16 protein-coding genes and 3 pseudogenes are annotated in these 23,962 nt (G+C 71.3%); 12 read left to right on the top strand and 7 right to left on the bottom strand.

Annotated features, from left to right (window positions below; genetic code table 11):
• Nucleotides 1-35: 35 nt before the first annotated feature.
• Genes F9278_RS40220 through F9278_RS40210 form a run of 3 tightly spaced genes read right to left on the bottom strand, consistent with a single transcriptional unit; the run spans nt 36 to nt 3,416 of the window.
• Nucleotides 36-1,541 carry an acyl-CoA synthetase gene (locus tag F9278_RS40220; RefSeq protein WP_152172711.1) on the bottom strand — a complete coding sequence of 502 codons (1,506 nt, stop codon included), beginning with the start codon at nt 1,539-1,541 and terminating at the stop codon, nt 36-38.
• Nucleotides 1,542-1,590: 49 nt separating this feature from the next.
• Nucleotides 1,591-2,469, bottom strand: a complete 879-nt coding sequence (locus F9278_RS40215) for an amidohydrolase family protein (protein ID WP_152174418.1) — start codon at nt 2,467-2,469, stop codon at nt 1,591-1,593.
• 29 nt (nt 2,470-2,498) lie between these two features.
• On the bottom strand, nt 2,499-3,416 hold the full coding sequence (locus F9278_RS40210; RefSeq protein ID WP_152172710.1) for an SDR family NAD(P)-dependent oxidoreductase: 918 nt from the start codon (nt 3,414-3,416) through the stop codon (nt 2,499-2,501).
• Between the two features lie 231 nt (nt 3,417-3,647).
• Between F9278_RS40210 and F9278_RS40205 the strand changes: the two genes are divergently transcribed.
• Both F9278_RS40205 and F9278_RS40200 read left to right on the top strand, forming a co-directional pair.
• Complete coding sequence (locus tag F9278_RS40205) at nt 3,648-4,073, top strand: MarR family winged helix-turn-helix transcriptional regulator (RefSeq protein ID WP_152172709.1); 426 nt, start codon at nt 3,648-3,650, stop codon at nt 4,071-4,073.
• 7 nt (nt 4,074-4,080) lie between these two features.
• The gene (locus F9278_RS40200) at nt 4,081-4,935 is read left to right on the top strand and encodes an IclR family transcriptional regulator (RefSeq protein WP_226967146.1); all 855 of its coding nucleotides are present in this window, start codon (nt 4,081-4,083) and stop codon (nt 4,933-4,935) included.
• Between the two features lie 4 nt (nt 4,936-4,939).
• On the opposite strand, the gene F9278_RS40195 is transcribed toward F9278_RS40200, so the two are convergent.
• The 3 genes from F9278_RS40195 to F9278_RS47780 all read right to left on the bottom strand — a co-directional run bounded on the left by F9278_RS40195 (nt 4,940) and on the right by F9278_RS47780 (nt 9,026).
• A complete protein-coding gene (locus F9278_RS40195; RefSeq protein ID WP_152172708.1) occupies nt 4,940-6,739 on the bottom strand; it encodes a sulfatase-like hydrolase/transferase in 1,800 nt (599 codons plus the stop codon).
• A gap of 288 nt (nt 6,740-7,027) precedes the next feature.
• Nucleotides 7,028-8,125: a serine hydrolase domain-containing protein gene (locus tag F9278_RS40190; protein ID WP_152172707.1), complete on the bottom strand. Its 1,098-nt coding sequence runs from the start codon at nt 8,123-8,125 to the stop codon at nt 7,028-7,030.
• 58 nt (nt 8,126-8,183) lie between these two features.
• On the bottom strand, nt 8,184-9,026 hold the full coding sequence (locus F9278_RS47780; protein ID WP_319023127.1) for an MFS transporter: 843 nt from the start codon (nt 9,024-9,026) through the stop codon (nt 8,184-8,186).
• Here F9278_RS47780 and F9278_RS47775 point away from each other — a divergent pair.
• From F9278_RS47775 to F9278_RS40175, 3 genes and pseudogenes are all read left to right on the top strand, one after another.
• Nucleotides 8,943-9,305 (top strand): annotated as a pseudogene (locus F9278_RS47775) (L,D-transpeptidase); the annotation flags it as partial. The gene F9278_RS47780 and the pseudogene F9278_RS47775 overlap by 84 nt on opposite strands.
• Nucleotides 9,306-9,416: 111 nt before the next feature.
• Nucleotides 9,417-11,783, top strand: coding sequence for a protein kinase domain-containing protein (locus F9278_RS40180; RefSeq protein WP_152172706.1), 2,367 nt, complete (start codon nt 9,417-9,419; stop codon nt 11,781-11,783).
• A gap of 283 nt (nt 11,784-12,066) precedes the next feature.
• Complete coding sequence (locus tag F9278_RS40175; RefSeq protein ID WP_152172705.1) at nt 12,067-13,455, top strand: glycoside hydrolase family 16 protein; 1,389 nt, start codon at nt 12,067-12,069, stop codon at nt 13,453-13,455.
• A gap of 76 nt (nt 13,456-13,531) precedes the next feature.
• Here F9278_RS40175 and F9278_RS40170 read toward each other — a convergent pair.
• A pseudogene (locus tag F9278_RS40170) lies at nt 13,532-13,738 on the bottom strand (helix-turn-helix domain-containing protein); the annotation flags it as partial.
• A gap of 186 nt (nt 13,739-13,924) precedes the next feature.
• Between F9278_RS40170 and F9278_RS40165 the strand changes: the two are divergent.
• The 7 genes and pseudogenes from F9278_RS40165 to F9278_RS40135 form a co-directional block, all read left to right on the top strand.
• Nucleotides 13,925-14,275, top strand: a pseudogene (locus F9278_RS40165) (transketolase-like TK C-terminal-containing protein); the annotation flags it as partial.
• A gap of 120 nt (nt 14,276-14,395) precedes the next feature.
• Entirely contained in the window at nt 14,396-15,925 is a 1,530-nt protein-coding gene (gene zwf / locus F9278_RS40160) for a glucose-6-phosphate dehydrogenase (RefSeq protein ID WP_152172704.1), read from the top strand.
• Nucleotides 15,922-16,872: a glucose-6-phosphate dehydrogenase assembly protein OpcA gene (opcA, locus tag F9278_RS40155; RefSeq protein WP_152172703.1), complete on the top strand. Its 951-nt coding sequence runs from the start codon at nt 15,922-15,924 to the stop codon at nt 16,870-16,872. The genes zwf and opcA overlap by 4 nt, the downstream gene beginning before the upstream one ends.
• Before the next feature lie 10 nt (nt 16,873-16,882).
• Nucleotides 16,883-17,761 carry a phosphogluconate dehydrogenase (NAD(+)-dependent, decarboxylating) gene (gene gnd, locus F9278_RS40150; protein WP_264300223.1) on the top strand — a complete coding sequence of 293 codons (879 nt, stop codon included), beginning with the start codon at nt 16,883-16,885 and terminating at the stop codon, nt 17,759-17,761.
• 218 nt (nt 17,762-17,979) lie between these two features.
• Complete coding sequence (locus tag F9278_RS40145) at nt 17,980-20,901, top strand: peroxidase family protein (RefSeq protein ID WP_152172701.1); 2,922 nt, start codon at nt 17,980-17,982, stop codon at nt 20,899-20,901.
• Between the two features lie 73 nt (nt 20,902-20,974).
• Nucleotides 20,975-22,414 carry a hypothetical protein gene (locus tag F9278_RS40140; RefSeq protein WP_152172700.1) on the top strand — a complete coding sequence of 480 codons (1,440 nt, stop codon included), beginning with the start codon at nt 20,975-20,977 and terminating at the stop codon, nt 22,412-22,414.
• 57 nt (nt 22,415-22,471) lie between these two features.
• Nucleotides 22,472-23,947: a pentapeptide repeat-containing protein gene (locus F9278_RS40135; protein ID WP_152172699.1), complete on the top strand. Its 1,476-nt coding sequence runs from the start codon at nt 22,472-22,474 to the stop codon at nt 23,945-23,947.
• Nucleotides 23,948-23,962: the final 15 nt, after the last annotated feature.

Here is a 23,962-nt window from a genome sequence, read left to right as displayed (position 1 = left end):
TTAGCTGAGAGTTGGGGGGCCTGGGGACTACGGCCCTAGGAGTCGGCGCCGTAGCGCTTGCGCACCCGGGCCTTGAGGAGCTTTCCGGAGGCGGTGCGCGGCAGTTCGTCCGCGATCACCACCGACTTCGGGATCTTGTACTTGGCGAGCCGCCCGGCCAGCGAGGCCAGCACCTCGTCGGCGTCGAGGGCGGCGCCCTCCCGGGGCACGACCACGGCTCGCGGAACCTCGCCCCACTTGTCGTCGGAGATGCCGATGACCGCGCACTCGACGATGTCGGGGTGGGCGAGGAGCTGGTCCTCGATCTCGGCGGGGTAGATGTTCTCGCCCCCGGAGATGATCATGTCCTTGATGCGGTCGACGATGAAGACATAGCCGTCCTCGTCGATCCGGGCGGCGTCCCCGCTGCGGAACCAGCCGTCGGCGAAGACCGCGGCCGTTTCCTCGGGCAACCCCCAGTAGCCGGGCATGACATGCGGTCCCCGGACCACGACCTCGCCGGGCTCGTCGACGTCGACCGGGGTCATGTCGGGCCGTACGACCCGTACGTCGCTGAAGAAGTGCGGGACGCCCGCCGAGCCCGCCTTGCTCACGGCGTGCTCGGCGTCGAGGAAGAGCGTGCCGGGGGCCGCCTCCGTCATGCCGTAGCCCTGGAGGAAGGTGAGGCCGCGCTCCTGGAACCTGGCGATGAGCGGGGTCGGCACCGGGGAGCCGCCGCAGGACAGCATCCGCAGCGAGGACAGGTCGGCGTCGGCCCAGCGCGGGTGCCGGGCGATCTGGTCGAACATCGTCGGCACACCGAACATGAAGGTGATCCGGTGGCGTTCGATCAGATCGAAGGTGGCCTCCGGGACGAAGGCCTCCACCAGGACGCAGGTGCCGCCCTTGAGGAGGACGGGCAGGGTGAGCATGTTCAGCCCGGCCGTGTGGAACAACGGGGCGGAGACCAGGGCGCGTTCGTCGGTGATGACGTCCTGGTCGACGAGCACGTTGACGGCGTTCCAGACGATGTTGCCGTGCGTCAGCATCGCGCCCTTGGGGCGGCCCGTCGTCCCCGAGGTGTACATGATGATGCAGGTGTCGTCGGCGGTGACGGGCTGGTCGATGGGCTCCGCCTCGGCCCCGGCGAGCAGCGCCTCGTACTCCGGGCCGGTCTCGACGTACGTACGGACGTCGGTGCCGCCCGGCAGTCCCGCGACGAGCCCGGTGAACGAGGGTCCGTACACCAGCGCCTTGGCCCCGGAGTCCGCCAGCTGGTAGGCGATCTCGGGGCCCGCGAGGCGGGTGTTGAGCGGGACGAAGACCGCGCCGAGGGTGCCCGCGGCGAACAGAGTCTCCAGATACGAGGGGTGGTTGGGCCCCAGATGGGCGATGCGATCGCCGCGGCGTACGCCGGAGGCGCGCAGGGCGTGGGCGAGGCGCGTGGTGCGCTCGTACAGCTGCCCGTAGGTGAGGCTGGTGTCGCCGTGGATCAGCGCGACGCGCTGGGGGGTCTTGCGGGCCCGGCGGGCGGGCCACGACCCCAGTCCCTCATTGCGCATGTCTGTGCCCCTGTCCGTCATTGCACATGGGGAGGTCCATCTGCGTCCTCTACGGTTTCGTCAGGCCGAGCAGGCGGGCGGCGTTCTCCTTGAGGATCTTCGGCTTGACCTCGTCCTTGATCGACAGCTTCTCGAAGTCGGCGAGCCAGCGGTCGGGGGTGAGGACGGGGTAGTCGGAGCCGAAGAGGACCTTGTCCCTGAGCAGGGTGTTCGCGTACTGCACGAGCTGCGGCGGGAAGTACTTCGGCGACCAGCCGGAGAGGTCGATGTGCACGCCCGGCTTGTGGGTGGCGACCGCCAGCGCCTCGTCCTGCCAGGGGAAGGACGGGTGCGCCAGGATGATCTTGAGGTGCGGGAAGTCGGCGGCCACGTCGTCCACGTGCAGCGGGTTGGAGTACTTCAGGCGGATGCCTCCGCCGCCGGGGACGCCCGCGCCGATGCCCGTCTGGCCGGTGTGGAAGAGGGCGATCGTGCCGGTCTCCTCGATGACCTCGTACAGGGCGTACGCCACCGCGCGGTCGTTGGGGAAGAAGCCCTGGACGCTGGGGTGGAACTTGAAGCCCTTCACCCCGTACTCCTCGACCAGACGGCGGGCCTGCCTGACGCCTGCCTTGCCGCGGAAGGGGTCGATGGAGGCGAAGGGGATCAGCACGTCCGCGTTGGCGGCGGCGGCCTCGGCGACCTCCTCGTTGGGGACGGGCTCGGTGCCGGTCGCGGACTCGGCGTCCACCGTGAAGATCACGGCGGCCATCCTCCGCTCCCGGTAGTAGGCGGCCGTCTCCTCCAGGGTGGGCTTCCGCTTCCCCTCGACCTTGAAGTACGCGGACGAGGCGTCGTGCAGTTCGTCGTCCAGCGACGACGTGCCCTTCTTCGACGACACCTCCGCGTGGGTGTGGACGTCGATCGCGACCAGCTCGTCCACGTTCATGGCGGGAGTCTCGGGGGTTGCGGAGCTCATCACGCCTCCGGGATCTTCGGGGCGGGGATGCCCACGGTCTGCGGCTCGGCGCCCAGCGAGGTCGGCCAGACGTCGGCGAGGGCCTCGGGGGTCCAGCCGCCGTTCGCGTACGCCGTCTTGATCTCCTGCGGGTGCGACCAGAGTGCCACCTTGTCGCCGCCGATGCCGATGGCCTGGCCGGTGACACCGCGTGCGGCCTCGGAGGCGAGGAAGGGGACCAGGGCCGCGCAGTCCTCGGGGGTGCCGAAGCCCTCGCCCTTGCGCAGGAAGTCCGGGAAGGGCTTGCCCTCGCGCAGGGCCTCCACGTACGGGGCGAAGACCGGGATGGTCTCGGTCATCGCGGTGGCGGCCACGGGGACGATCGCGTTGACGGTGATGCCCGCGCGGCCCAGCTCCATCGCCCAGGTGCGGGCGAAGGCGGCGATGCCGGCCTTGGCGGCGGCGTAGTTCGTCTGGCCGAAGTTGCCGCGCTGTCCGGCCGGGGAGCCGACCAGGATCAGCGAGCCGCCCTCGCCCTGCTCGCGCATGCGGATCGCGGCGGCGCGGGCGCAGGTGAAGGTGCCCTTGAGGTGGGTGGTGATCACCGCGTCGAAGTCGTCGTCGGACATCTTCCAGAGCACCTTGTCGCGCAGGATGCCCGCGTTGGTGACCAGGATGTCGAGGCGCCCGAACTCCTCCACCGCGCGGCCCACCAGCCGGTCCGCGGCCTCGGTCGTCCCGACCGGGACCACCTCGGCGACGGCCTTGCCGCCCGCCTCGGTGAGGGACTTCACGGCCGCCTCCGCCACGGCCTCGTCGATGTCGTTGACGACGACGGAGGCGCCGGCGGCGGCGAGGGCCTGTGCGTAGGCCAGGCCGAGGCCACGGCCACTGCCCGTGACGACGGCGACCTTGCCGGTGAGATCGATGCTGGGCACGAGGGGGTCCCTTCGAGTGGCGGTGCGGCTACGAAATCGAAGTTAAGAGCAATAGTTGTTGACGTCAATAGTTGTCGTTCCCCGGGCGTTGCGTCATGCTGGGGCGGTACGTACGCGCCGCCCCGACCGGGGCGCAGGCCTGATCCCCGGGACAGGCCCCGGACCAGGGAGCCCGCCATCGCCCGCCAGCAGACGCAGGACGCCGCCTCGATCGACGCGCACGAGCCGTGGATGCGCGGGCTGCACGCGGACACCGGCTATCTGCTGTACCGCCTGGGGCTGCGGTCCGGGCAGCTGTTCAACTCCTCCCTCCAGGAGTCGGGCCTCCGGCTGCGGCACTACGCGCTGCTGCGTTTCCTCGCCACCTCCCCGGGCGCGCTCCAGCGCGAGCTGAGCGCGTCGCTCGGCTACGACCCGAGCGCGATCGTCGGGCTGGTGGACGACCTGGAGAAGCTCGGTTTCGCCGAGCGGCGGCCCTCCCCCGACGACCGGCGCAGCCGGATCGTCCTGCTCACCGGGGACGGCCGGTCGTTCCTGCGCGACACCGACGAGGCCGGGCAGCGCGTCACGAACGAACTGATGGAGCCCCTCGACGCCGACGAGCGCGAGACCCTCCATGTACTGCTGCAGAAGATCGCCGAGGCCGGACTGGGGTGATGGGGCCATGACGAGGACGACCGACGGGCGCGCGGCGCGGGAGACCGTGCCGCCCGGGTCCGGCTCCGGGTCCGCCCGCTCCGCGCCCGACCGGCTGCTCGCCGTGCTGGCCGCCTTCGACCACGACCACCCGGCGCTCACCCTGACCGACATCGGCCGCCGCGCCGGACTCACCCTCACCACGGCCCACCGGCTGGTGGGCGCGCTCACCGAGTGGGGCGCCCTGGAGCGGGACGCGTCCGGGATCTACCACGTCGGGCTGCGGCTCTGGGAACTGGCGGCGCTCGCCCCGCGCGGCCTCGCGCTGCGCCAGATCGCGCTGCCCTACCTGGAGGACCTGTACGAGGCGACCCACGAGAACGTACAGCTCGCGGTCCGCGACGGCGACGAGGTCGTCTACATCGAGTGGCTCTCCGGGCGCTCGGCGGTCGGTGTGCACATCCGGGTCGGCGGACGCTGGCCCCTGCACGCCACGGGCGTCGGCCTGGCGCTCCTCGCCCATGACGACCCCGCCTCCCAAGAGGTCTACTGCCAGAGCCCGTTGACGCCCTTCACCCCGTACACCATCGCCGACGCGCCCCGGTTGCGGCGGGTGCTCGCCGAAGTCCGGCGCACGGGTGTGGCGGTGAGCAGCCGTCAGGTCACCGAGGACGCGCTGTCGGTGGCCGCCCCGGTGCGCGGGCCGGGCGGGGCGGTGGTGGCCGCCGTGTCGGTCGTCGTGCCCCAGGCAGGCGCGCAGGTGCCGGTGCTGACGCCCGCGGTACGGGTGGCGGCACGCGGGATCTCCCGCGCTCTGGGCTGGCAGCCGGACGAGCCCCGCCGGGGGTCGCTGATCCCGGGCCGGGGCACGACCACGCCCTGACGGTCTACTTCCCGGCCGACGCGCGGGCCGTGTACGTCACCGCGGCGCCCGCGTGGGTGGCGGTGCCCCGGGCCGTGAGCCATCCCTGCGCGGTGTCCGCGGCCGGGGTGACCTCCCAGCGGGCGGTGAACCGGCCGCTGGGACGGATACGGTCCGCGGTGACCGTGCCGAGGCTCACCACCCGCCAGCTGTTCGGCGCGGTGAGGGCGAGCCGGGCGGCGGTCCAGGACCGGGCGGAGCCGTTGGCGAGGCTCGCGGTGACGAGGAACTTCCCGCCCCTCGGGGTCACTTGGAGGGTGACGCCGTAGGGCCGGCGCCGGTAGTCGTCCACCCAGGAGGACCGCATCAGCCGGACCAGCGCGTCGGCCTGGGCGGGTCGCGCCGCCGCCAGGTCGTCGCGCTCACCGGGGTCGCGGGCGAGGTCGTACAGCTCGACCTGCCAGCGGTCGTCGGGCGCCCTCCGGTCCTGGCCGGGGGCGAAGCGGACCGCCTTGAGGTCGCCGCGCCGCACCGCCTCGGCCAGCCGCCGGGCCCGGCCGCCGTCGACCCGGTCGGCGCGCGGGGTGACACCGCTGTGGTTGCGGTAGAAGTACAGATGGTCGTGGCGGGCGGCCTCGGCGCCGCCGGGGCGCAGCAGCGGGGCGGCGGAGAGGCCGTCGATGTCCGTCGGGGCGGGCGCGCCCGCGAGTTCGGCGAGGGTCGGCAGCAGGTCGATCAGCGGGGTCGGCCGGTCGGTGGTGCCGACGGGGACCCGCTGCGGGGACCAGGCGATGAGGGGGACGCGGATGCCGCCCTCGTACAGGTTGCGTTTGTAGCCGCGCAGCGGGCCGTTGCCGTCGAAGAGGTCGGGGTCGGTGCCGCCCTCCTCGTGGGGGCCGTTGTCGCTGGTGACGAGGACGACGGTACGGCGGTCGATGCCGTGCGCCTTGAGCCGGTCGACGAGGGTGCCGACGAGTGTGTCCAGGCCGGTGACCTGGGCGGCGTGGGCCTTGTTCGGCCGGGTCCAGGGCTCGTCGGCGTAACGGCCGAGTTCCGGGGCGAGGCTCGGGGCGTGCGGCACGGTCGGGGCGAGGAACAGCAGGAACGGCTCGTCCTTGTGGGCGTCGAGGAAGCCGAGCGCCCGGTCCTCGATGAGGTGCGGGGCGTAGACCTTGCGGGCGCCGTCCCGGTTCTCGGGGATGTCCTGCTTCTCGTCGTTGTCCCAGAGGTACGTCGGGTAGTACTCGTGCGCGTGCTTGTGGGTGAGATAGCCGTAGAACTGCTCGAAACCACGGGAGTTGGGGTGGCTCGGCTGGTTCGGCCGCTCGGGGCCGAAGCCCCACTTGCCGATGAGGGCGGTGCGGTAGCCGAGGGCGCGCAGGGCGTCGGCGAAGGTGAAGTCCCGCTCGGTGAGCGCGCCTTGGCCGCCCGGACCCCACGGGTTCTCGCGGACGGTGGCGTGGCCGCTGTGCAGGCCGGTGAGGAGGGAGCAGCGGGAGGGGGCGCAGACGGGGGCGGCGGCGTAGGCGTCGGTGAAGCGCAGTCCCTCGGCGGCGAGGGCGTCCAGGCGGGGGGTGTCGATGAGTTTCTGGCCGTAGGAGCCGAGTTCGCCGTGGCCGAGGTCGTCGGCGAGGACGACCACGAAGTTGAGCCGCTGCGACGGGGTCCGTGCGGCGGGCACCACCGGCGCGGAGGGCCGGTTCACCTCAGGGGCGGCGACCTCTCGGGGCCCGGCCTTGCGTCCCTCGTGCGCGACACAGCCGGCCGCCGCCCCGGTCGCGCCGACGGCGGCGGTCCCGGCGAGGAAACGGCGGCGGCTGGACATGCGAACTCCTGGGTGATGACTGGGTGACGATCGGTGGGTGGTCGTGATCCGATGGTGGACGGGACGCTCGGAGCAACACCATGCACAGGGCATGAACACCTTGTTGCGGTGCCTTGTCGCCGCAGGTCAGCGGAGGCCGCGGTGCTGTGGTGCGCGTCCCCCGCCCCTGGAGAGGGGGAATGCGGGGTTCTGGTTCCACCGGATGCGGATGATCTTTCCAGACGGCCGTGGCACGCCGCGCACCGGCCCCGGGGGCTTCCCTGGGCCGGTGCGTTCGGACCGGGTCGTTCAGGCCGACAGGCCCTCGTAGACGGCCGCGAGGATCATGAAGCCGCGGTCGTCGCCGAGGCCCTCGTCGATCATCTGGTTCATCACATACGCCACGCTCATCCGGGCGTCGAGGTCGACCAGGACGATCGAGCCGCCCCAACCGGCCCAGAAGCAGGTGCGGGGGTTGGGCAGTTGGCCGCGGTTCAGGCCGTAGCCCATACCGTAGCGCATCGGGACCCGCAGCACGCTGTCCGTGCCGTCGAACTGCTCCTCGAAGATCCGCTCGCATCCCTTCTCCGACAGCAGCCGTACACCGCGCGCCGCGCCCCCGCAGGCCAGCAGCGACTGGACGGCGGCGACGGAGCGGGCGTTGCCGTGACCGTTCGCGGCCGGGATCTCGGCGCGGCGCCACGCGGTCGTGTTGGCGGTTCCTTCCGGGATGATCGGGTTGGGCCGCGGACCGCCCCGGGGCGGGGAGGAGGGCGGCGGGATGATCGGCGCCACCCGGTGGTCGTGCTCGGCGGCGAGCCCGATGTGGAAGTCGGCGCCCAGCGGGCCGGTGACCTCCTCGGCGAGGAAGGTGCCCAGGCTGCGGCCGGTGACCCGGCGGACGATCTCGCCGAGCAGATACCCCTGGGTGACCGCGTGGTACCCGGCCTCGGTGCCGGGCTCCCAGGCCGGTGCCTGGGCGGCGAGCCGCGAGGTGACCGTCGGCCAGTCGTAGAGGTCCTCCAGCGTCGTGGGCACCTCGAAACGGGGCAGTCCGGCCGTGTGCGACAGCACATGCCGTACGCGTACGCCTTCCTTGCCCGCCGCCGCGAACTCGGGCCAGTACGTCGCCACCGGCGCGTCCAGGTCCACCTCGCCCCGGTCGGCGAGCATCAGCACGCACAGGGCCGTCATCGTCTTCGTGGTGGACCACACAGGGGTGAGGGTGTCCCGCTGCCACGGTGTGGTGCGGGCCGCGTCGGTGTGTCCGCCCCAGAGGTCGACCACCGGCTCACCGTCCACGTACACGGCGACCGACGCCCCCACGTCCTTGCCGTCCAGCGAGGCCGCGAGCGCCTCGCGCACCGCGGCGAACCGATCCGTGCACGTGCCGTGAGTCAACGCCATGAGGGGAAGGTAACGGGTCGCACCGGGCCGTTCCATCGATTAAGTCGCCGGAACGGTGTCACGCCCCGGTGCCGGAGGGTGCCGCCGGGCGGTGCGGCGGGGCGGCCGTCGGCAGCTCGCGCAGTCGGCGGACCGGGGAGTGGAAGACCGGCAGGAAGGCACCGGCCAGGCAGAGCGCGCCCGCCCAGACCGCCGCGCTGACCCCCGCCACCTCGCCGACGAGACCACCGAGTACGGAGCCGACGGCCAGCGCACCGGTGAGCAGGAACCGGAAGGTGGCGTTCATCCGGCCGAGGAGCGGGTCCGGGGTCAGATGCTGGCGCAGGGTGACACCGAGGACGTTGTCGATGCCCGTCTTCGTCATCACCGCGAGCCATCCGGCGCCCGCCACCCACAGCCAGGGCCCGTCCCCGATCAGCGCGACGGCGAGTGCGCCGGGCGCGAACCAGAGCCCGGCCAGTCCCAGGGCGCGGCCGTGGCCGAGGCGGGCGGCGAAGCGGCGCGCGAGCCCGGCGCCGAGCAGGATGCCCGCGCCACCGGCCGCCCAGTACGCGCCGAGCGCCCCTGCGGACAGCTGGGGATCACGAGTGAACAGCACCGGCAGTACGGCGTTGATCATCTGTGCGCCGAGGTTGGTGAGGGTGGCGGTGAGGGCCAGCGCGCGCAGCTCGGGGCTGCCGAGGACGTGCCGCAGCCCTTCCGCGATCTCGGCCGACAGGCGTCTCGGGCCGGTCGGCGCCGCCTTCGCGCCCGTCTCCGCGTCCGCCGTGGGTGCGCGTCGTCGGCCGATGCCCAGGAGGCCGAGCGCGGAGGCCAGGTAGGCGAGCGGTTCAAGGAGACGCGGATGGAGTCCTCCACGGTCGGGCTCGGCGACGAGTACGACATCAAGGACGTCCCGCACGCCCAACGGCTCACCACCTCGGGCACGTTCATCCACGGCAACTACTGGGCCGCCGAGTCCGTCTTCGGCGGCGGCAACGTCAGCCACGGCTGCGTCGGTCTGCGCGACACCAAGGGCGCGGACGACAGCTCGGTGCCCGGCTACCGGTTCTACGACAGCTCGATGCTCGGCGACGTGGTGCTCGTGAAGAACTCGGGCGAGCGGACCGTCGACGCGTCCAACGGCCTGAACGGCTGGAATCTTTCCTGGTCGGACTGGAAGGCCGGGAGCGCTCTCTGACGCCCCTGGTCGGGCACTCCCACCCGCATCGCCTAGGCTGATCCGCCGCAGCTGTCGTACGGACAAGAGCGACGGACACGGCCTACGGACAAGAGCGGGGTGGGGTGGGCAATGCCGCTGAGGGACGACGATCCCACCTCCGTGGGCGAATACGTCCTGGAGGACCGGCTCGGTTCGGGCGGCATGGGCATCGTCTATCGCGCCCGGTCCGCCTCGGGCCGGCTGGTCGCGCTGAAGCTGGTGCACGCCCAGTACTGCGACGACGACGAGTTCCGCTCCCGGTTCCGTCAGGAGATCGCGGCGGCGCGCCGGGTGAGCGGCGCCTTCACCACCCCCGTGGTGGACGCCGACCCGGAGGCGAAACGGCCGTGGATGGCGACGCTGTACGTGCCGGGGCCGACCCTCTTCGATCTGGTGGGCGCCGAGGGGCCGTTGAGCGTGGCCCGCATCCGGGGCCTCGCGCTCGGGCTCGTGGAGGCGCTGCGGGACATCCACCGGGCGGGGGTCGTGCACCGCGACCTGAAGCCGGCGAACGTGCTGATGGCCGAGGACGGTCCGCGCGTCATCGACTTCGGTATCTCTCGCGCCGGTGACAATCTGCCGCTCACCGTCACCGGCCGGGTGATCGGCACACCGCCGTTCATGTCGCCGGAGCAGCTGCGTTCGCCGAGGGACGTCACCGCCGCGTCGGACGTGTTCTCCCTGGGCTCGCTGCTGGTGTACGCGGCCAGCGGGCACAGCCCGTTCAAGGCGGAGAGCCCCTATCTCGCGGGCTACCAGGTCATGTTCGAGGCGCCGAAGCTGCACGCGGTCCCCGAGCCGTTGCGCCGCATCGCCGAACGCTGCCTGGAGAAGGACCCGACGGCCCGACCCGGCCTCGTCGAACTGCACCGCCTCTTCCTGGAGTTGCCGCCCTCGGCCGGAACGGGCCACGTCACCGGGGAGCAGGCGCCCGAGCCGGCCCCCGGGACACTCGACCGCCCGACGGACACCGGTCCCACGGACACCGGTCCCACGGACACCGGGCCGACGGACACCGGTCCCACGGACACCGGGCCGACGGACACCGGTCCCACGGACGCCGGGCGGGCGTACGACGACACGGCGAACGACAGCGCACCGCACGGCGGCGGGACGCCGAGCAACCACCCCGCCGACAAGCGCCCGGCGGACGGCCCCCGCGTCAAACGCCGTGCCGCCAAACGGCAGTTGATCCTCGTCGGACTCGGCGCCGCCCTCACCGTCGGCGCGCTGAGCGCCGGACTGCTCGGGTACGCGGGGTTCGAGGACAGCTCGACCGCGTCCGACGCCGGGCCCACCGTCCGCTACCGTGCCGTGTCGCTCCCCGAGGGCTGGCGGCCGTGGCGCACGGCGCTGCGGGCCGACAGCGGGCTGCCCGCCAAGTACATCCCGATCAACTACGACCAATCGGGCTGCCGGACGGACGGGACGGACCTGTACTGCGCGGGCGCGGGCTTCGTCGTCGCGAAGGTGGACGCCGCCACCGGGAAGACGGGATGGCGGTACGGCACCCTGCCCCAGACCGCCCGGCCCATCGGTGAACGGGACGGCCTGGTCTACGTCTACCAGGAGGCCGACAACACCCGGCGGAACCTGGTGGCCCTGGACACGGGGACCGGGAAGCAGCGGTGGACCCGGCCCATCAGCGCGAGCGAGGCCGTGCTGCTCTACGACGGCGGGATCCTCACCCTCACGCCCGACCACGCGGAGATGGTCGCCTACAACACGGCGGGCGAGGAGTTGTGGCGGGTGTCCGAGCCGACCGGCGACAACTGCGTGCCCTCGGTGCTCGGCGACGACCCGTACGCGCTGTGCTGGCAGGGCGACGAGTTCCTCGACACCCGCCCGTTCCGGCTCGTCCGGCTCGATCCGGCGGACGGCACCCGGCAGAACCTCACCCCGATGCCCAAGAAGGCGCTCGCGCTGGGCGCCGTCGGCGGACGGCCGCTGTTCCTCCGGGCGGAGACCACCGAGGAGGTGTACCAGGCGGGGTACGAGCGGCCGTACAACGCGTTCCTGCGGGTGGACCCGGACACCGGGAAGGTCACCCGGATCCCGCTGAAGCGGGCGCTGCGCGGCGCGGCGACGCTGGTGGACGGGGTGGTGTACTTCGTGCGGACCAACGGGTCGGTCACCGCCGTGTCGGCGACGAGCGGCAAGTCGCTGTGGGAGCGGACCACGGACATGGAGAACCTGTCCGCGCCGGTGGTGTCGAAGGCCCGTGGTGAGATCTACTTCGCCAACCGGTTCGGCCGGCTGCTGGCCCTGGACAGCGCCACGGGCGCCGAGTTGTGGCGCACGGACGCGCTCGACGACCCCGGGGACACCGCGACCGAGACCCCGCCCCAGGTCCTGCTCGTGGACGACGCGATCGTGGCGACCGCCGGCACCATGGCGTTCTCCCTGAACCCGGACGACCCGACGACCCGACCGACCACGCCCGCCGTCGGGGACTGACCGCGTCCGCTCTCGGGGACCGACCGCGTCCACTGTCGGTGACCGACCGCGTCCGCCGTCGCAGAACCGACCGCCACCGTCCGAGAACGTCCGATCTTCACATCGTGAACTCGCCCCTCCCGCACGGACTTTCTCCGCTTTAACTCTTGACGACCGCAGCGCCGGAGCGCACATTGACCCCACGCTCTTCTCTGAGAGCGCTCTCAGGACGGGACTCCACGGAGCGCTCTCCCACGCACACCCCCACCCGCGTATTTCACTCCGTACACCCGAAGAGGCCGCCATGAGTGAAACCCCCGGCATACCCATCAGACGGCGCCGCCCGCTCCGGCGCGCGTTCCTGGCCGTGGCCGCCGCGCTGGCGCTGGCCACGGCGTGGGCGACGACCGCGCAGGGCGCCGCCCCCACCCCGCCCGCCGGCTGGACACAGGTCTTCGTCGACGACTTCAACGGCACCGCCGGTACCGGCGTCTCCACCACCAACTGGCAGTACGCGACAGGGACTTCGTACCCGGGCGGACCCTCCAACTGGGGTACCGGCGAGGTCGAGACGATGACGAACAGCACCAGCAACGTCTCGCTCGACGGCAACGGCAATCTCCGTATCACCCCGATCCGCGACACGGCGGGCCGATGGACCTCGGGCCGCATCGAGACCAACCGCACCGACTTCCAGCCCCCGGCGGGCGGCAAGCTGCGGGTCGAGTCCCGGATCCAGATGCCGAACGTCACCGGGACGGCCGCCGAGGGCTACTGGCCCGCGTTCTGGATGCTGGGCGCGCCCTACCGGGGCAACTACCAGAACTGGCCGAGCGTCGGTGAGCTGGACATCATGGAGAACGTCCAGGGCCGCAACCAGGTCTGGGCGACGATGCACTGCGGCACCAACCCCGGCGGCCCGTGCAACGAGACGACCGGTATCGGCAACTCCATCGCGTGCCCCAACACGACCTGCCAGTCCGGCTTCCACACCTACACCATGGAGTGGGACCGCTCGGTGACCCCGGAGACGATCCGGTTCCTCGTCGACGGCACCCAGTTCCACTCGGTCAACGCGGGCCAGGTCGACGCGACCACCTGGTCCAACGCCACCAACCACGGCTTCTTCATCATCCTGAACGTGGCGATGGGCGGCGCCTTCCCGGACGCGTTCGGCGGCGGCCTGGACGCCGACACCCGGTCCGGTGTCCCGATGGTCGTCGACTATGTACAGGTGCTGTCGGCCACCGGCGGCACCACCACACCGCCGCCGACCGGCACCCGGGACGCGTACAGCGCGATCCAGGCCGAGTCGTACAACAGTCAGAGCGGCACGCTCACCGAGACCACGACCGACACCGGGGGCGGCCAGAACATCGGCTCGCTCGCCAACGGGGACTGGGCGCTGTTCCAGAGCGTCAACTTCGGTTCCACTGCGGCGACCCAGTTCGTCGCCCGGGTGGCCTCCGGCGCCAACACCGGGGTGAGCGGCCTGGTCGAGGTGCGGATCGACAGCCGTACGAGCACCCCGGTCGGCAGTTTCTCGATCGCCAACACCGGGGGCTGGCAGTCCTGGCGGACCGTCCCCGCGAACATCAGCGGGGTCACCGGCACCCATGACGTCTATCTGACCTTCACCAGTGGTCAGGCGCAGGACTTCGTGAACGTGAACTGGTTCAACTTCGGCCGCTGAGCGGCGGGTTCACGGCTCCGGAGGGGCTTCGCGCGGACGCGCGGAGCCCCTCCGTCATGTCCGGCTCCCCCGAGGGTCACCGCAGCTCCGCCCGGAACGCCACCGGTGTCGTCCCGGCGCGCAGCTGGAAGAACTTGGAGAAGTTCACCGAGTCGGGGAAGCCGGCGGCCACGCCGACCCGGCCGATCGGCGGGTCCGTGTGGGCCAGCAGCCGTTTCGCCTCCAGGACGACCCGCTTGTCGAAGTCGCTGTTGTGGCCCCGTCCAGGGGTAGGTCCGCGCGCCAGGGCCCGCGGTCGCCCATCGGGCCGATCCACATGCCGACACCGGAGAGCCCGCGATCGACGGGGAACCGAAAGGTCTTGATCCGGTCGCCGTCCGGGAAGTCTCTGTCCGTGATGCTCTCGCCGCCGCGTCGCCGTGTCCCGGTTTCACCGAACGCCGGCACACGGCAACCTTCCTCGATCCCCATCCTGATCGCCACCGGGTCCGAGGAGCGGCTCGCCGTCGCCGCGCGGGAGCGGCTGGAGGCCGAGGGGGTCGGGACACGGGTGGTGTCGATGCCGTCCGTGGAGTGGTTCGAGGAACAGCCGCACGAATACCGCACACGTGCGCTGCCGCCGTCCGTGAAGGCCCGCGTGGCGGTCGAGGCGGGGATCGGTCCGACCTGGTACCGCTACGTCGGTGACCACGGCCGCATCGTCTCCCTCGAACACCTCGGCGCCTCCGCCGACGACAGGACCCTGTTCGCCGCGTATGGCTTCACCCCCGAGAACGTCGTCGCCGCGGCGAGGGAATCACCGCACGCCGTCCGCGGTTGACGCGAGCGCCCGAAGGAAGATGATCACTGTGATCACCGAAGCGACCGTGACGACCGCCGTCACGGTGGAACCCCTGACGCGCCTCTCCGACGGGGCGAACAGCAAGGGAGTTGATGGGGAATGACCGCCGAGTGGCTCAACCCGCTCCGGGACGCGGGCGATCGCAGGCTCCCGAGGATCGCGGGCCCGTCCGGGCTCGTCATCTTCGGGGTGACCGGCGACCTGTCCCGCAAGAAGCTGATGCCGGCCGTCTACGACCTGGCCAACCGGGGTCTGCTGCCGCCGGGTTTCTCCCTCGTCGGTTTCGCCCGCCGGGACTGGGAGGACGAGGACTTCGCGCAGATCGTGCACGACGCGGTCCGCGACCACGCCCGTACCGAGTTCCGTGAGGAGGTCTGGCAGCAGCTCGCCGAGGGGATGCGGTTCATCCCGGGCGACTTCGGCGACGACGAGGCGTTCGAGCGGCTCCGCAAGGCCGTCGAGGAACTGGACGGGTCCCGGGGCACGGGCGGCAACTTCGCGTTCTATCTCTCCGTGCCGCCGAAGATGTTCCCGAAGGTCGTCAAGCAACTGAAGAAGCACGGGCTGGCCAGTCCGCCCGAGGGGTCCTGGCGGCGCGCGGTGATCGAGAAGCCGTTCGGCCACGACCTCACCAGCGCCCGCGAGCTGAACGCCGTCCTGCACGACGTGTTCGACCCCGAGCAGGTCTTCCGTATCGACCACTACCTCGGCAAGGAGACCGTCCAGAACATCCTGGCGCTCCGCTTCGCCAACCAGATGTACGAGCCCATCTGGAACCGGAGTTACGTCGACCATGTCCAGATCACGATGGCCGAGGACATCGGCATCGGCGGCCGGGCGGGCTACTACGACGGCATCGGCTCGGCCCGTGACGTCATCCAGAACCATCTGCTCCAGCTGCTGGCGCTGACCGCGATGGAGGAACCGGCGGCGTTCGACGCCGGGTCGCTGCTGACCGAGAAGCTGAAGGCGCTCAGGGCGGTACGGCTGCCGGAGGATCTGGGCCCGCACAGTGTGCGCGGGCAGTACGCGGCCGGCTGGCAGGGCGGCGAGCAGGTGGTCGGCTATCTGGAGGAGGACGGCATCGACCCGTCCTCGACCACGGACACCTACGCGGCGGTCAAGCTGGGCATCGACAACCGCCGTTGGGCGGGGGTCCCGTTCTATCTGCGCACCGGCAAGCGGCTGGGCCGCCGGGTCACGGAGATCGCGGTCGTCCTCCAGCGCGCCCCGCACTCCCCGTTCGACTCCACCGCCACCGAGGAACTGGGGCAGAACGCGATCGTCATCCGGGTGCAACCCGACGAGGGGATGACCGTGCGCTTCGGTTCGAAGGTGCCGGGTACCTCGATGGAGATCCGGGACGTCACCATGGACTTCGCGTACGGCGAGTCGTTCACGGAGTCCAGCCCGGAGGCGTACGAACGGCTGATCCTGGATGTGCTGCTCGGCGACGCCAACCTCTTCCCCCGCCATCAGGAGGTGGAGGAGTCCTGGAAGATCCTCGACCCGATCGAGGAGTACTGGGCGGGGCACGGCAGGCCCGCGCAGTACGCCTCGGGGAGTTGGGGCCCGGAGGAAGCGGACGAGATGCTCGCACGAGACGGACGGAGCTGGCGCAGGCCATGAAGATCGACCTGACTGACACCACGGCAAGCAAGATCAACAAGGCCCTGGTGCAGGGCCGGCGGGCCATCGGCACACCCGCCGTGGGCATGGTCCTCACGATGGTGATCGTGACGGACGAGGAGAACGCGTACGACTCGATCAAGGCGGCCGAGGAGGCCTCGCACGAGCACCCCTCGCGCACCCTGGTCGTCATCAAGCGGCACGCCCGCACCCCCAAGGACCGCACCAAGTCCCATCTGGACGCCGAGGTACGGGTCGGCGCCGACGCGGGCACCGGTGAGACGGTCGTGCTGCGGACGTACGGCGAGGTGTCCGACCACGCCGACTCGGTGGTCCTGCCGCTGCTGCTGCCGGACGCGCCGGTCGTCGTCTGGTGGCCGGTGGACGCGCCGGAGAACCCGGCGAAGGACCCGCTGGGCGCGCTCGCCCAGCGCCGGATCACGGACATGTACGCCGTGGAGACCCCGCTCGCGGCCCTCGCGCAGCGCGCGGACTCCTACACGCCCGGCGACACCGACCTCGCCTGGACCCGGCTGACGCCGTGGCGTTCGATGCTGGCCGCCGCCCTCGACCAGGCCAAGGAGACCATCGTCTCGGCCGCCGTGGAGAGCGAGGCCGACAACCCGAGCGCCGAACTGCTGGCCCGCTGGCTGGAGGCCCGGCTCGGTGTCTCCGTGGAGCGCGTCCTGACCGCCGGTCCGGTCGTGACCGGTGTGCGGCTCGGCACCGCGAAGGGCGAGGTCGTCATCGACCGCCCCGAGGGGCCGCTCGCCACCCTCAGCCTGCCGGGGCAGCCGTCGCGCACCCTGGCCCTGAAGGTGCGCGCCACCTCCGAACTGATCGCCGAGGAGCTGCGGCGCCTCGACGCCGACGAGATGTACGCCGTCGCCCTGCGCGGCGGCGACCGGCGGGGCCCTGCCCCTGACGCACAGAAGGAAGCGCACTGACATGACAGCGATGCAGTTGGGCCTGATCGGTCTCGGCAAGATGGGCGGCAACATGCGCGAGCGGATCCGCCGCGCCGGCCACACCGTCATCGGCTACGACCGCAACCCCGACGTCTCCGACGTGGGCAGCCTGGCCGAACTGGTCGAGGGCCTCGACGCGCCGCGTACGGTCTGGGTGATGGTCCCCGCCGGCGGTGCCACCCAGTCCGTGGTCGACGAACTGGGCGGGCTGCTCTCGCCCGGCGACACCGTCGTCGACGGCGGCAACTCCCGCTGGACGGACGACGAGAAGCACGCGGCCGAGCTGGGCGCGAAGGGCATCGGCTTCGTCGACGCCGGTGTCTCCGGTGGTGTGTGGGGCCTGGAGAACGGCTACGCCCTGATGGTCGGCGGCGACAAGGCGCACGTGGAGCGGCTCCAGCCGATCTTCGAGGCGCTCAAGCCGGAGGGGCCGTACGGCTATGTCCACGCGGGCAAGGTCGGTGCCGGGCACTTCTCCAAGATGGTCCACAACGGCATCGAGTACGCCATGATGCAGGCGTACGCCGAGGGCTGGGAGCTGCTGGAGAAGGTCGAGTCGGTCGACAGCGTCCGCGAGGTCTTCCGGTCCTGGCAGGACGGCACCGTTATCCGGTCCTGGCTCCTCGACCTCGCCGTCAACGCGCTCGACGACGACGAGCACCTGGAGAAGCTGCGCGGCTACGCCGAGGACTCCGGTGAGGGCCGCTGGACCGTGGAGGCCGCCATCGACCACGCGGTGCCGCTGCCGGCGATCACCGCGTCCCTGTTCACCCGGTTCGCCTCCCGGCAGGACGACTCCCCGCAGATGAAGATGATCGCCGCGCTGCGCAACCAGTTCGGCGGGCACGCGGTCGAGTCGACGAAGTAGAAGAACCAGCGGTAACCGCTGGTCGGACGGCTCCCCGTGTCCCTGGAGGGCGCGGGGAGCCGGATGTTCCGGCGCATTGCCCGTCAGATGCGCACATGGCGCGAACTGTCGCTGTGGCCGGAACCCTTCCGCCGGTAGCGTGCGGCCCCTGTCCCGTATGCATCGCGTGCGCATGAGCGCGTGTGCTTACCCAGCGCGTCCGTCAGGGGGAAACGGCGATGGCAGAGACAGGGCGGCACGATCAGCGCTACGAACGGTACGACGGGGGCAGCCCCGAGGCCGAACGGCTCGTGTCCGAGCGGCTGGCGCGGGAGCTGATGAAGGTCCAGGTCAGGAACCGGCGGGCCGGGGGCGGCGGGATCGCGCGGGCGTTCCACGCGAAGGCGCCCCTGGGGGTGGAGAACGCGCGGCTGCGGTTCCACGACGACCTTCCGGTGGCGCTGCGGGTCGGTTTCGCGCGGCCCGGCGCCGACTATCCGGCACTGGTCAGGCTGTCCAACGCGAGCGGCATCCGGCAGGGCGACGGTTCCCCGGATCTGCGGGGCGCGGCGGTGCGGGTGCGGGTGGCGGACGGGGTGAGCCACGATCTGCTGGCCACCAGTTTCCCGGTGTCGCACGCGAGCGACGCGCGGGAGTTCGTGGCGTTCGCCAAGGCCATGGCGGGGGCGCGCGGCCGTCTGGCGAAGGCGTTCGCGCTGTTCGTGAAACTGCCGCTCGCGGTGGGGCTCGGCACCGCCGCCCGGATGCAGCGCAATGTGCGGGCCGCCACCCGACGGTCCGTCAACTCGCTTGCCACCGAGACCTATTGGAGTCGCGGGGCGATTCTGTGGGGCGAGGCCGGCCCCGTGCGGTATCTGCTGCGGCCGGCGCCCGGCACACCGACGGCGGCCGAACCCGACCGCCGGGACCCGGACTTCCTCCACCGTGAGCTGGCACGACGGCTCGGGCAGGCGGACGTGGCCTTCGATCTGTGTGTGCAGCGGTATGTGGACGAGCGGCGCACTCCGGTCGAGGACGCGGCGGTGGAGTGGCGGGACGCGGTGGCCCCGGCGGTGCCGATCGCCCGACTCACCATTCCCGCACAGGAGTTGGACGCCGCCGAGGCACGGGCGGCGGCGCGGCGGATCGAGGAGCTGACCTTCAACCCCTGGTACACCACCGATGAGTTCCGGCCATTGGGGAACATCAACCGGGCGCGGAAGGCCGGATATCGGGCAAGTGGCGCCCACCGTCTCGGGCAGCGCTTCGTCACCGAGGAACCCGTGCGCAACAGGCTGCTCGGCCGTCTCGTGGGCCCCGTCTTCGGGCTGCTGAACCGTGTCGTGCCATGGCACCGGCTGCCGTTGTCCCTGAGCCTGCTGAACCTGGTGTTCCTGCGGAAGGTGCTGCGCAGGCTGAATCTGATCGACACCGAGATAGGCGAGGCCCCGCCGCAGGCCCAGCCCGCACCCGAGCCGATCCCGGAACGGCTGCGCACGGAACGGTCGTACGACGGGACGTACAACGATCTCTCGGAGCCGGGCATGGGCGCGGTGGGCGCCGCGTTCGGGCGGAATCTGAAGCCGGACCACCGGCCGGACACCTTCGACACCCCGAACCCGGTCACGGTCAGCAGGCAACTCCTGTATCGGGAGAGCTTTGTGCCGGCGACCTCGCTCAATGTGCTGGCGGCGGCGTGGATACAGTTCCAGGTGCACGACTGGGTGAACCACCGGCGGTACAAGACCGGTGACCGCAGTGTGGAGGTGCCGCTGCCGCCCGGCTTCGACGAAAACTGGCGGAACGTGCCGGGCGGGCCCACCGAGCGGGTGATGCGGTTCGCGGAGAACGAGGGCGTCGAGGTGCCCGGCCGCCCGCCGATCCTGTTCGCCAACTCCGCCTCGCACTGGTGGGACGGCTCCGAGGTGTACGGCGAGAACGAGCGGACCGCACGGTTCCTGCGGGAGCCGGGCGGGGGCGCGAAGCTCCGGCTGGAGGACGGCCATCTGCCGGGCGGGGCGAGCGGTGTTCCGCTCACCGGGTTCAACGAGAGCTGGTGGATGGGGCTCAGCGCGCTGCACACGCTGTTCGCGCGGGAGCACAACGCGGTGTGCGACGCGCTGCGGGCCGCGTATCCGTCGATGAGCGAGGAGAAGACCTACCACACGGCCCGGCTCGTGGTGTCGGCGCTGATCGCGAAGATCCACACCGTGGAGTGGACCCCGGCGATCCTCGCCACCGAGGCGATCGACCTGGCGCTCAACACCAACTGGTCGGGCCCGCCGAAGAGTTGGCTCAACCAGCTGGGCCTGTGGCTGTTCGAGGCACACTCGCTGACCGGTATCCCGAAGACACTGCCGGACCACCACGCGGCGCCGTACTCGCTGACCGAGGACTTCACGACCGTCTACCGGCTGCATCCGCTGATCCCGGACGACTACGAGCTGCGGGAGCACCAGTTCGGGCGGCGGCTGGAGACGGTCGGCTTCATGGACATCCAGGGCGGGGCGGGCGAGGCGCAGATCCGCAAGACGGGGCTGGCGAACGCGCTGTACTCGTTCGGCATCGCCCACCCGGGCGCGATCACCCCGCACAACTTCCCGCGTGCGCTGCAACGCTTCGAGCGGGACGGGGAGATCATCGATCTGTCGGTGGTCGACCTGGTCCGTACACGCCGGCGCGGGGTGCCGCGCTACAACGACTTCCGGGCCGGGCTGCACCGGGGGCGGATCCGTTCCTTCGAGGAGCTGACCGAGAACCCGCGGACGCTGGCGCGGCTGAAGGACGTCTACCGGGACGTCGACGAGATCGACACGGTGGTCGGGCTGTTCGCGGAGAACCCGCCGGAGGGCTTCGGGTTCAGCGACACCGCGTTCCGCGTCTTCATCCTGATGGCCAGCAGGCGGTTGCAGAGCGACCGGTTCCTGACCGTGGACTACCGGCCTGAGGTGTACACCCCGCTCGGCATCGACTGGGTCGAGAAGGGCGGCATGAACTCCGTACTCCTGCGCCACTGCCCGGAGTTGGCACCCCTGCTGCCGCGCGACGCGAGCGCGTTCGCGCCGTGGCGGACGGTGCCTACGGCCACGGGCAACGGCGGGACGAGCGGCGACGGCGGGACGAGCGGCAACGGTCCTACGAGCGACGGCGGTTCATCGTGACGCCGTGACACACGGCCCGGGGTGCGACACCCGGGTCGACGAACCACAACGGGGGAAAACGGGGGAAACACGCATGACGTTCACCGACAACCACTCCGAGCTGCCCGAAATCCAGCCGCAGCCCGGCACGACCGTCGACATCGCCGGGGGTGCGCCCCACCCGGGGCTCGCCGATCTCTTCACGCGCCCGCTGCTGCGGACCGTGTGGCGCCGCCGTACGCACCGGGTGAGCCGGGGCGCCAAGGTGTCCGCGGGCACCATGACCTACACGTCCCGCAACGCGGTGCAGCCGCTCTCCGAGCTGGAGGAGGCGGTGCTGATCGCGATCACCGGCACCACGGGACTCACCATGCCCGACCGGCCCTTCGAGGACCCGGACAACGGCACACCCATCATGTCCAAGCCCAATCTGACGATGGCGGGCCGTACCGCCGGGAGCCCGGACAACGCCCAGGGCACGCACTTCTTCCTCGTCAACGACTCGGGCACCTACTTCCTGCGCAGGCTGGAACCGGCGCCGGAGGAGCCGTTCGACGCCGCGACGCTGGTGGCGCGGGCGCGCCGGGCGAAGGTGAAGGTCCTGGACCACCGGCTCGACGTCGCGCCGGACAAGCGGGACTTCCCGGCGTATCTGGACTCCAACCGCTTCCTGTCCAACCTGCCCGGTACGACGCTGCTGTTCCCGGTGGTCGACCTCTCCCATCAGTATGTGAACGCGCTGATGTATCTGCTCACCCAGCCGGACGGGGCCCGCCCGACCCTGGTGGACGACCGCAACTTCTACCGCGCGGCCGGGGTGAGGAAGTGGGTCAAGAACGGCTTCCTGAACGGGGAGTTGAAGCTGCCCCTCGGCGCGCTGGGCCCGATGCGCACCCAGATCGAGGCGGATCTGCTCCTGCAGAACCTGATGCTCACGGCCGAGGCGATGGGCCTGGGCGCCTGGATCCACGCCACCATCAACCCGCAGATCGCCCTCGGCGACCCGAAGTTCTCCCGGGCGTACGGCAGGATGCTCGGCTTCGACTTCGTCACCCCGCGCTGGCGCCCGGCCGACATCTGGCGCTGGCACATCCCGCTGCCGAAGTACGCGAAGGTGCGCTCACACCCGGTCCGGCTCCCCGCCCCCGACGGCGGCGCCCCGCTGATCGCCGCCGCGTGCCCGCCGATGTACGGGAGCATGTCGGAGGCCGTGGAGACCATCATCCAGGAGAAGTTCGGCCGGAACGGTGTCTACACCGACCGGGACGTCTTCGCCCGGATCTACCGGGAGGACTACGGGCAGCGCTATCTGACGGAGGCGAGCGAGTACGAGGAGCGGGTGATCGACTGCGCCCGCGACATCTGCGAGTACATCCTCCGTACCCACGGCCGCTTCCCGGCCCACACGGACGCGATCCATGTCCCGGGGGTGTGGCTCCAGGTCCACCACGTGGAGAACGAGTACTACGAGCAGTTCTTCGCGAACGGGCTCACGGACGCGCACCGGTCGCACGACGAGGCCTGGGCCCACTAGGGACGGCCCGGTAGGTGTGGTTGACAGGCACAAGCATCGCGGGTGAGATTCCCGGTGATGATGATCAACGATCTGACGGCGGCCGAGCGGCGGGTGTGGGACGCCTTTCCGCTCGGCGCGGCGGTGGACTTCCGGGCCGTGGACTCCGCGTCCGCCGTGGCCGAGGACGCGGCGGACGGCGCCGGCTGGGGCCCGGAGCGGACCGTACGGGCCCGGGTGCTGCGGGCGTTGCTGCTCACCGCTCCGCAGGAGGAGGGCGAGGTCGCCGCGCTCAAGATCGAGGGCGCCCGGATCACCGGCGGACTGGACCTGAAGTACGCGACGGTGGACAGCGTCGTAAGGCTGAGCGGCTGCCACTTCGACGAGGTCCCCGACTTCTCCGGGGCCCGGTTCACCTACCTCAATCTCACCAAGTCCGTGCTGCCCGGCCTGCGTTCGGCACGGATGCGGGTCGACGGCGGGCTGCGGCTGACCGCGTGCCGGTTCCGGGGACCGGTGAGGCTCACCGGGGCGCAGATCTCCGGGACCCTGTTCATGGAGCGGGCCGAGTTCACCGCACCGGACGACGAGGCCGCGTTACGGCTCAACCAGGCGGAGATCGGCGAGGAGTTGTGCGCCCCCGGGCTGCGGGCGAGCGGCGAGGTCCAGCTCGGCGGGGCCCATGTCGCGGGCGCGGTCGATCTGAGGCGGGCCCGGCTGCACCGGCCCGGCGGTACGGCGCTCGGCGCGTCGGGGCTCGTCACCGAGTCCGATGTCGTCCTGCGCCACGCGGACGTAAGCGGCCGGGTCGAGCTGCGCGGCGTCCGGGTGGGCGGCTGGCTGGAGCTGTCGTACGCCCGGCTGTCGAACCCCGGCGGTACGGCGCTGCGGGTGAGCAGCAGCGTCATCAGCGAGCTGTGGCTGCGCAACGGCCCCCCGGTGGAGGGCGTCCTCAATCTGCGCCGCGCCCAGATAGAGGTGCTGTTCGTGGAGCCGGACATGCTGCCGGAGCAGGTCCTGCTGAACAGCCTCACCTACACCTCCCTCATCCCGCACGAGCGCGCCGAGCGGCGGCTGCCGATGCTGGAGAGCGACGGGGAGGCGTATCTGCCGTACTCCTACGAGCAGTTGACCACCGCGTACCGCAGGATCGGCGACGAGGACGCGGCCCGGCGCGTCCAACTCGCCAAGCAGCGCCGCCATCGCGCCACACTCCGCTGGTACGGGCGGCTGTGGGGGTACGCCCAGGACGCCACCGTCGGCTACGGCTTCCGCCCGCTGCGCGCGGCCGTGTGGCTGCTGTCGCTGATGGCGGTGGGCTCGGTGGCGTACGCGGTGCGCCCGCCGAGCCCGCTCAAGGCGGACGAGGCACCGGACTTCAACCCGGTCGTCTACACCCTCGATCTGCTCCTGCCGATCATCGACTTCGGGCAGGAGCGGGCGTACGCGCCCGAGGGCGCGACCCAGTGGCTGTCGTACGTCCTCGTCATCACGGGCTGGATCCTGGCGACGACGGTCGTCACCGGTGTGACGCGCACTGTCAGCCGCCAGTAGCCCCGAATCACTGAA

The organism is Streptomyces phaeolivaceus (assembly GCF_009184865.1).
In the GTDB taxonomy this organism is placed as follows: Bacteria; Actinomycetota; Actinomycetes; order Streptomycetales; family Streptomycetaceae; genus Streptomyces; species Streptomyces phaeolivaceus.
Note: the sequence above shows the minus strand (reverse complement) of the source record. Positions and strands in the feature narration are given on the sequence as shown.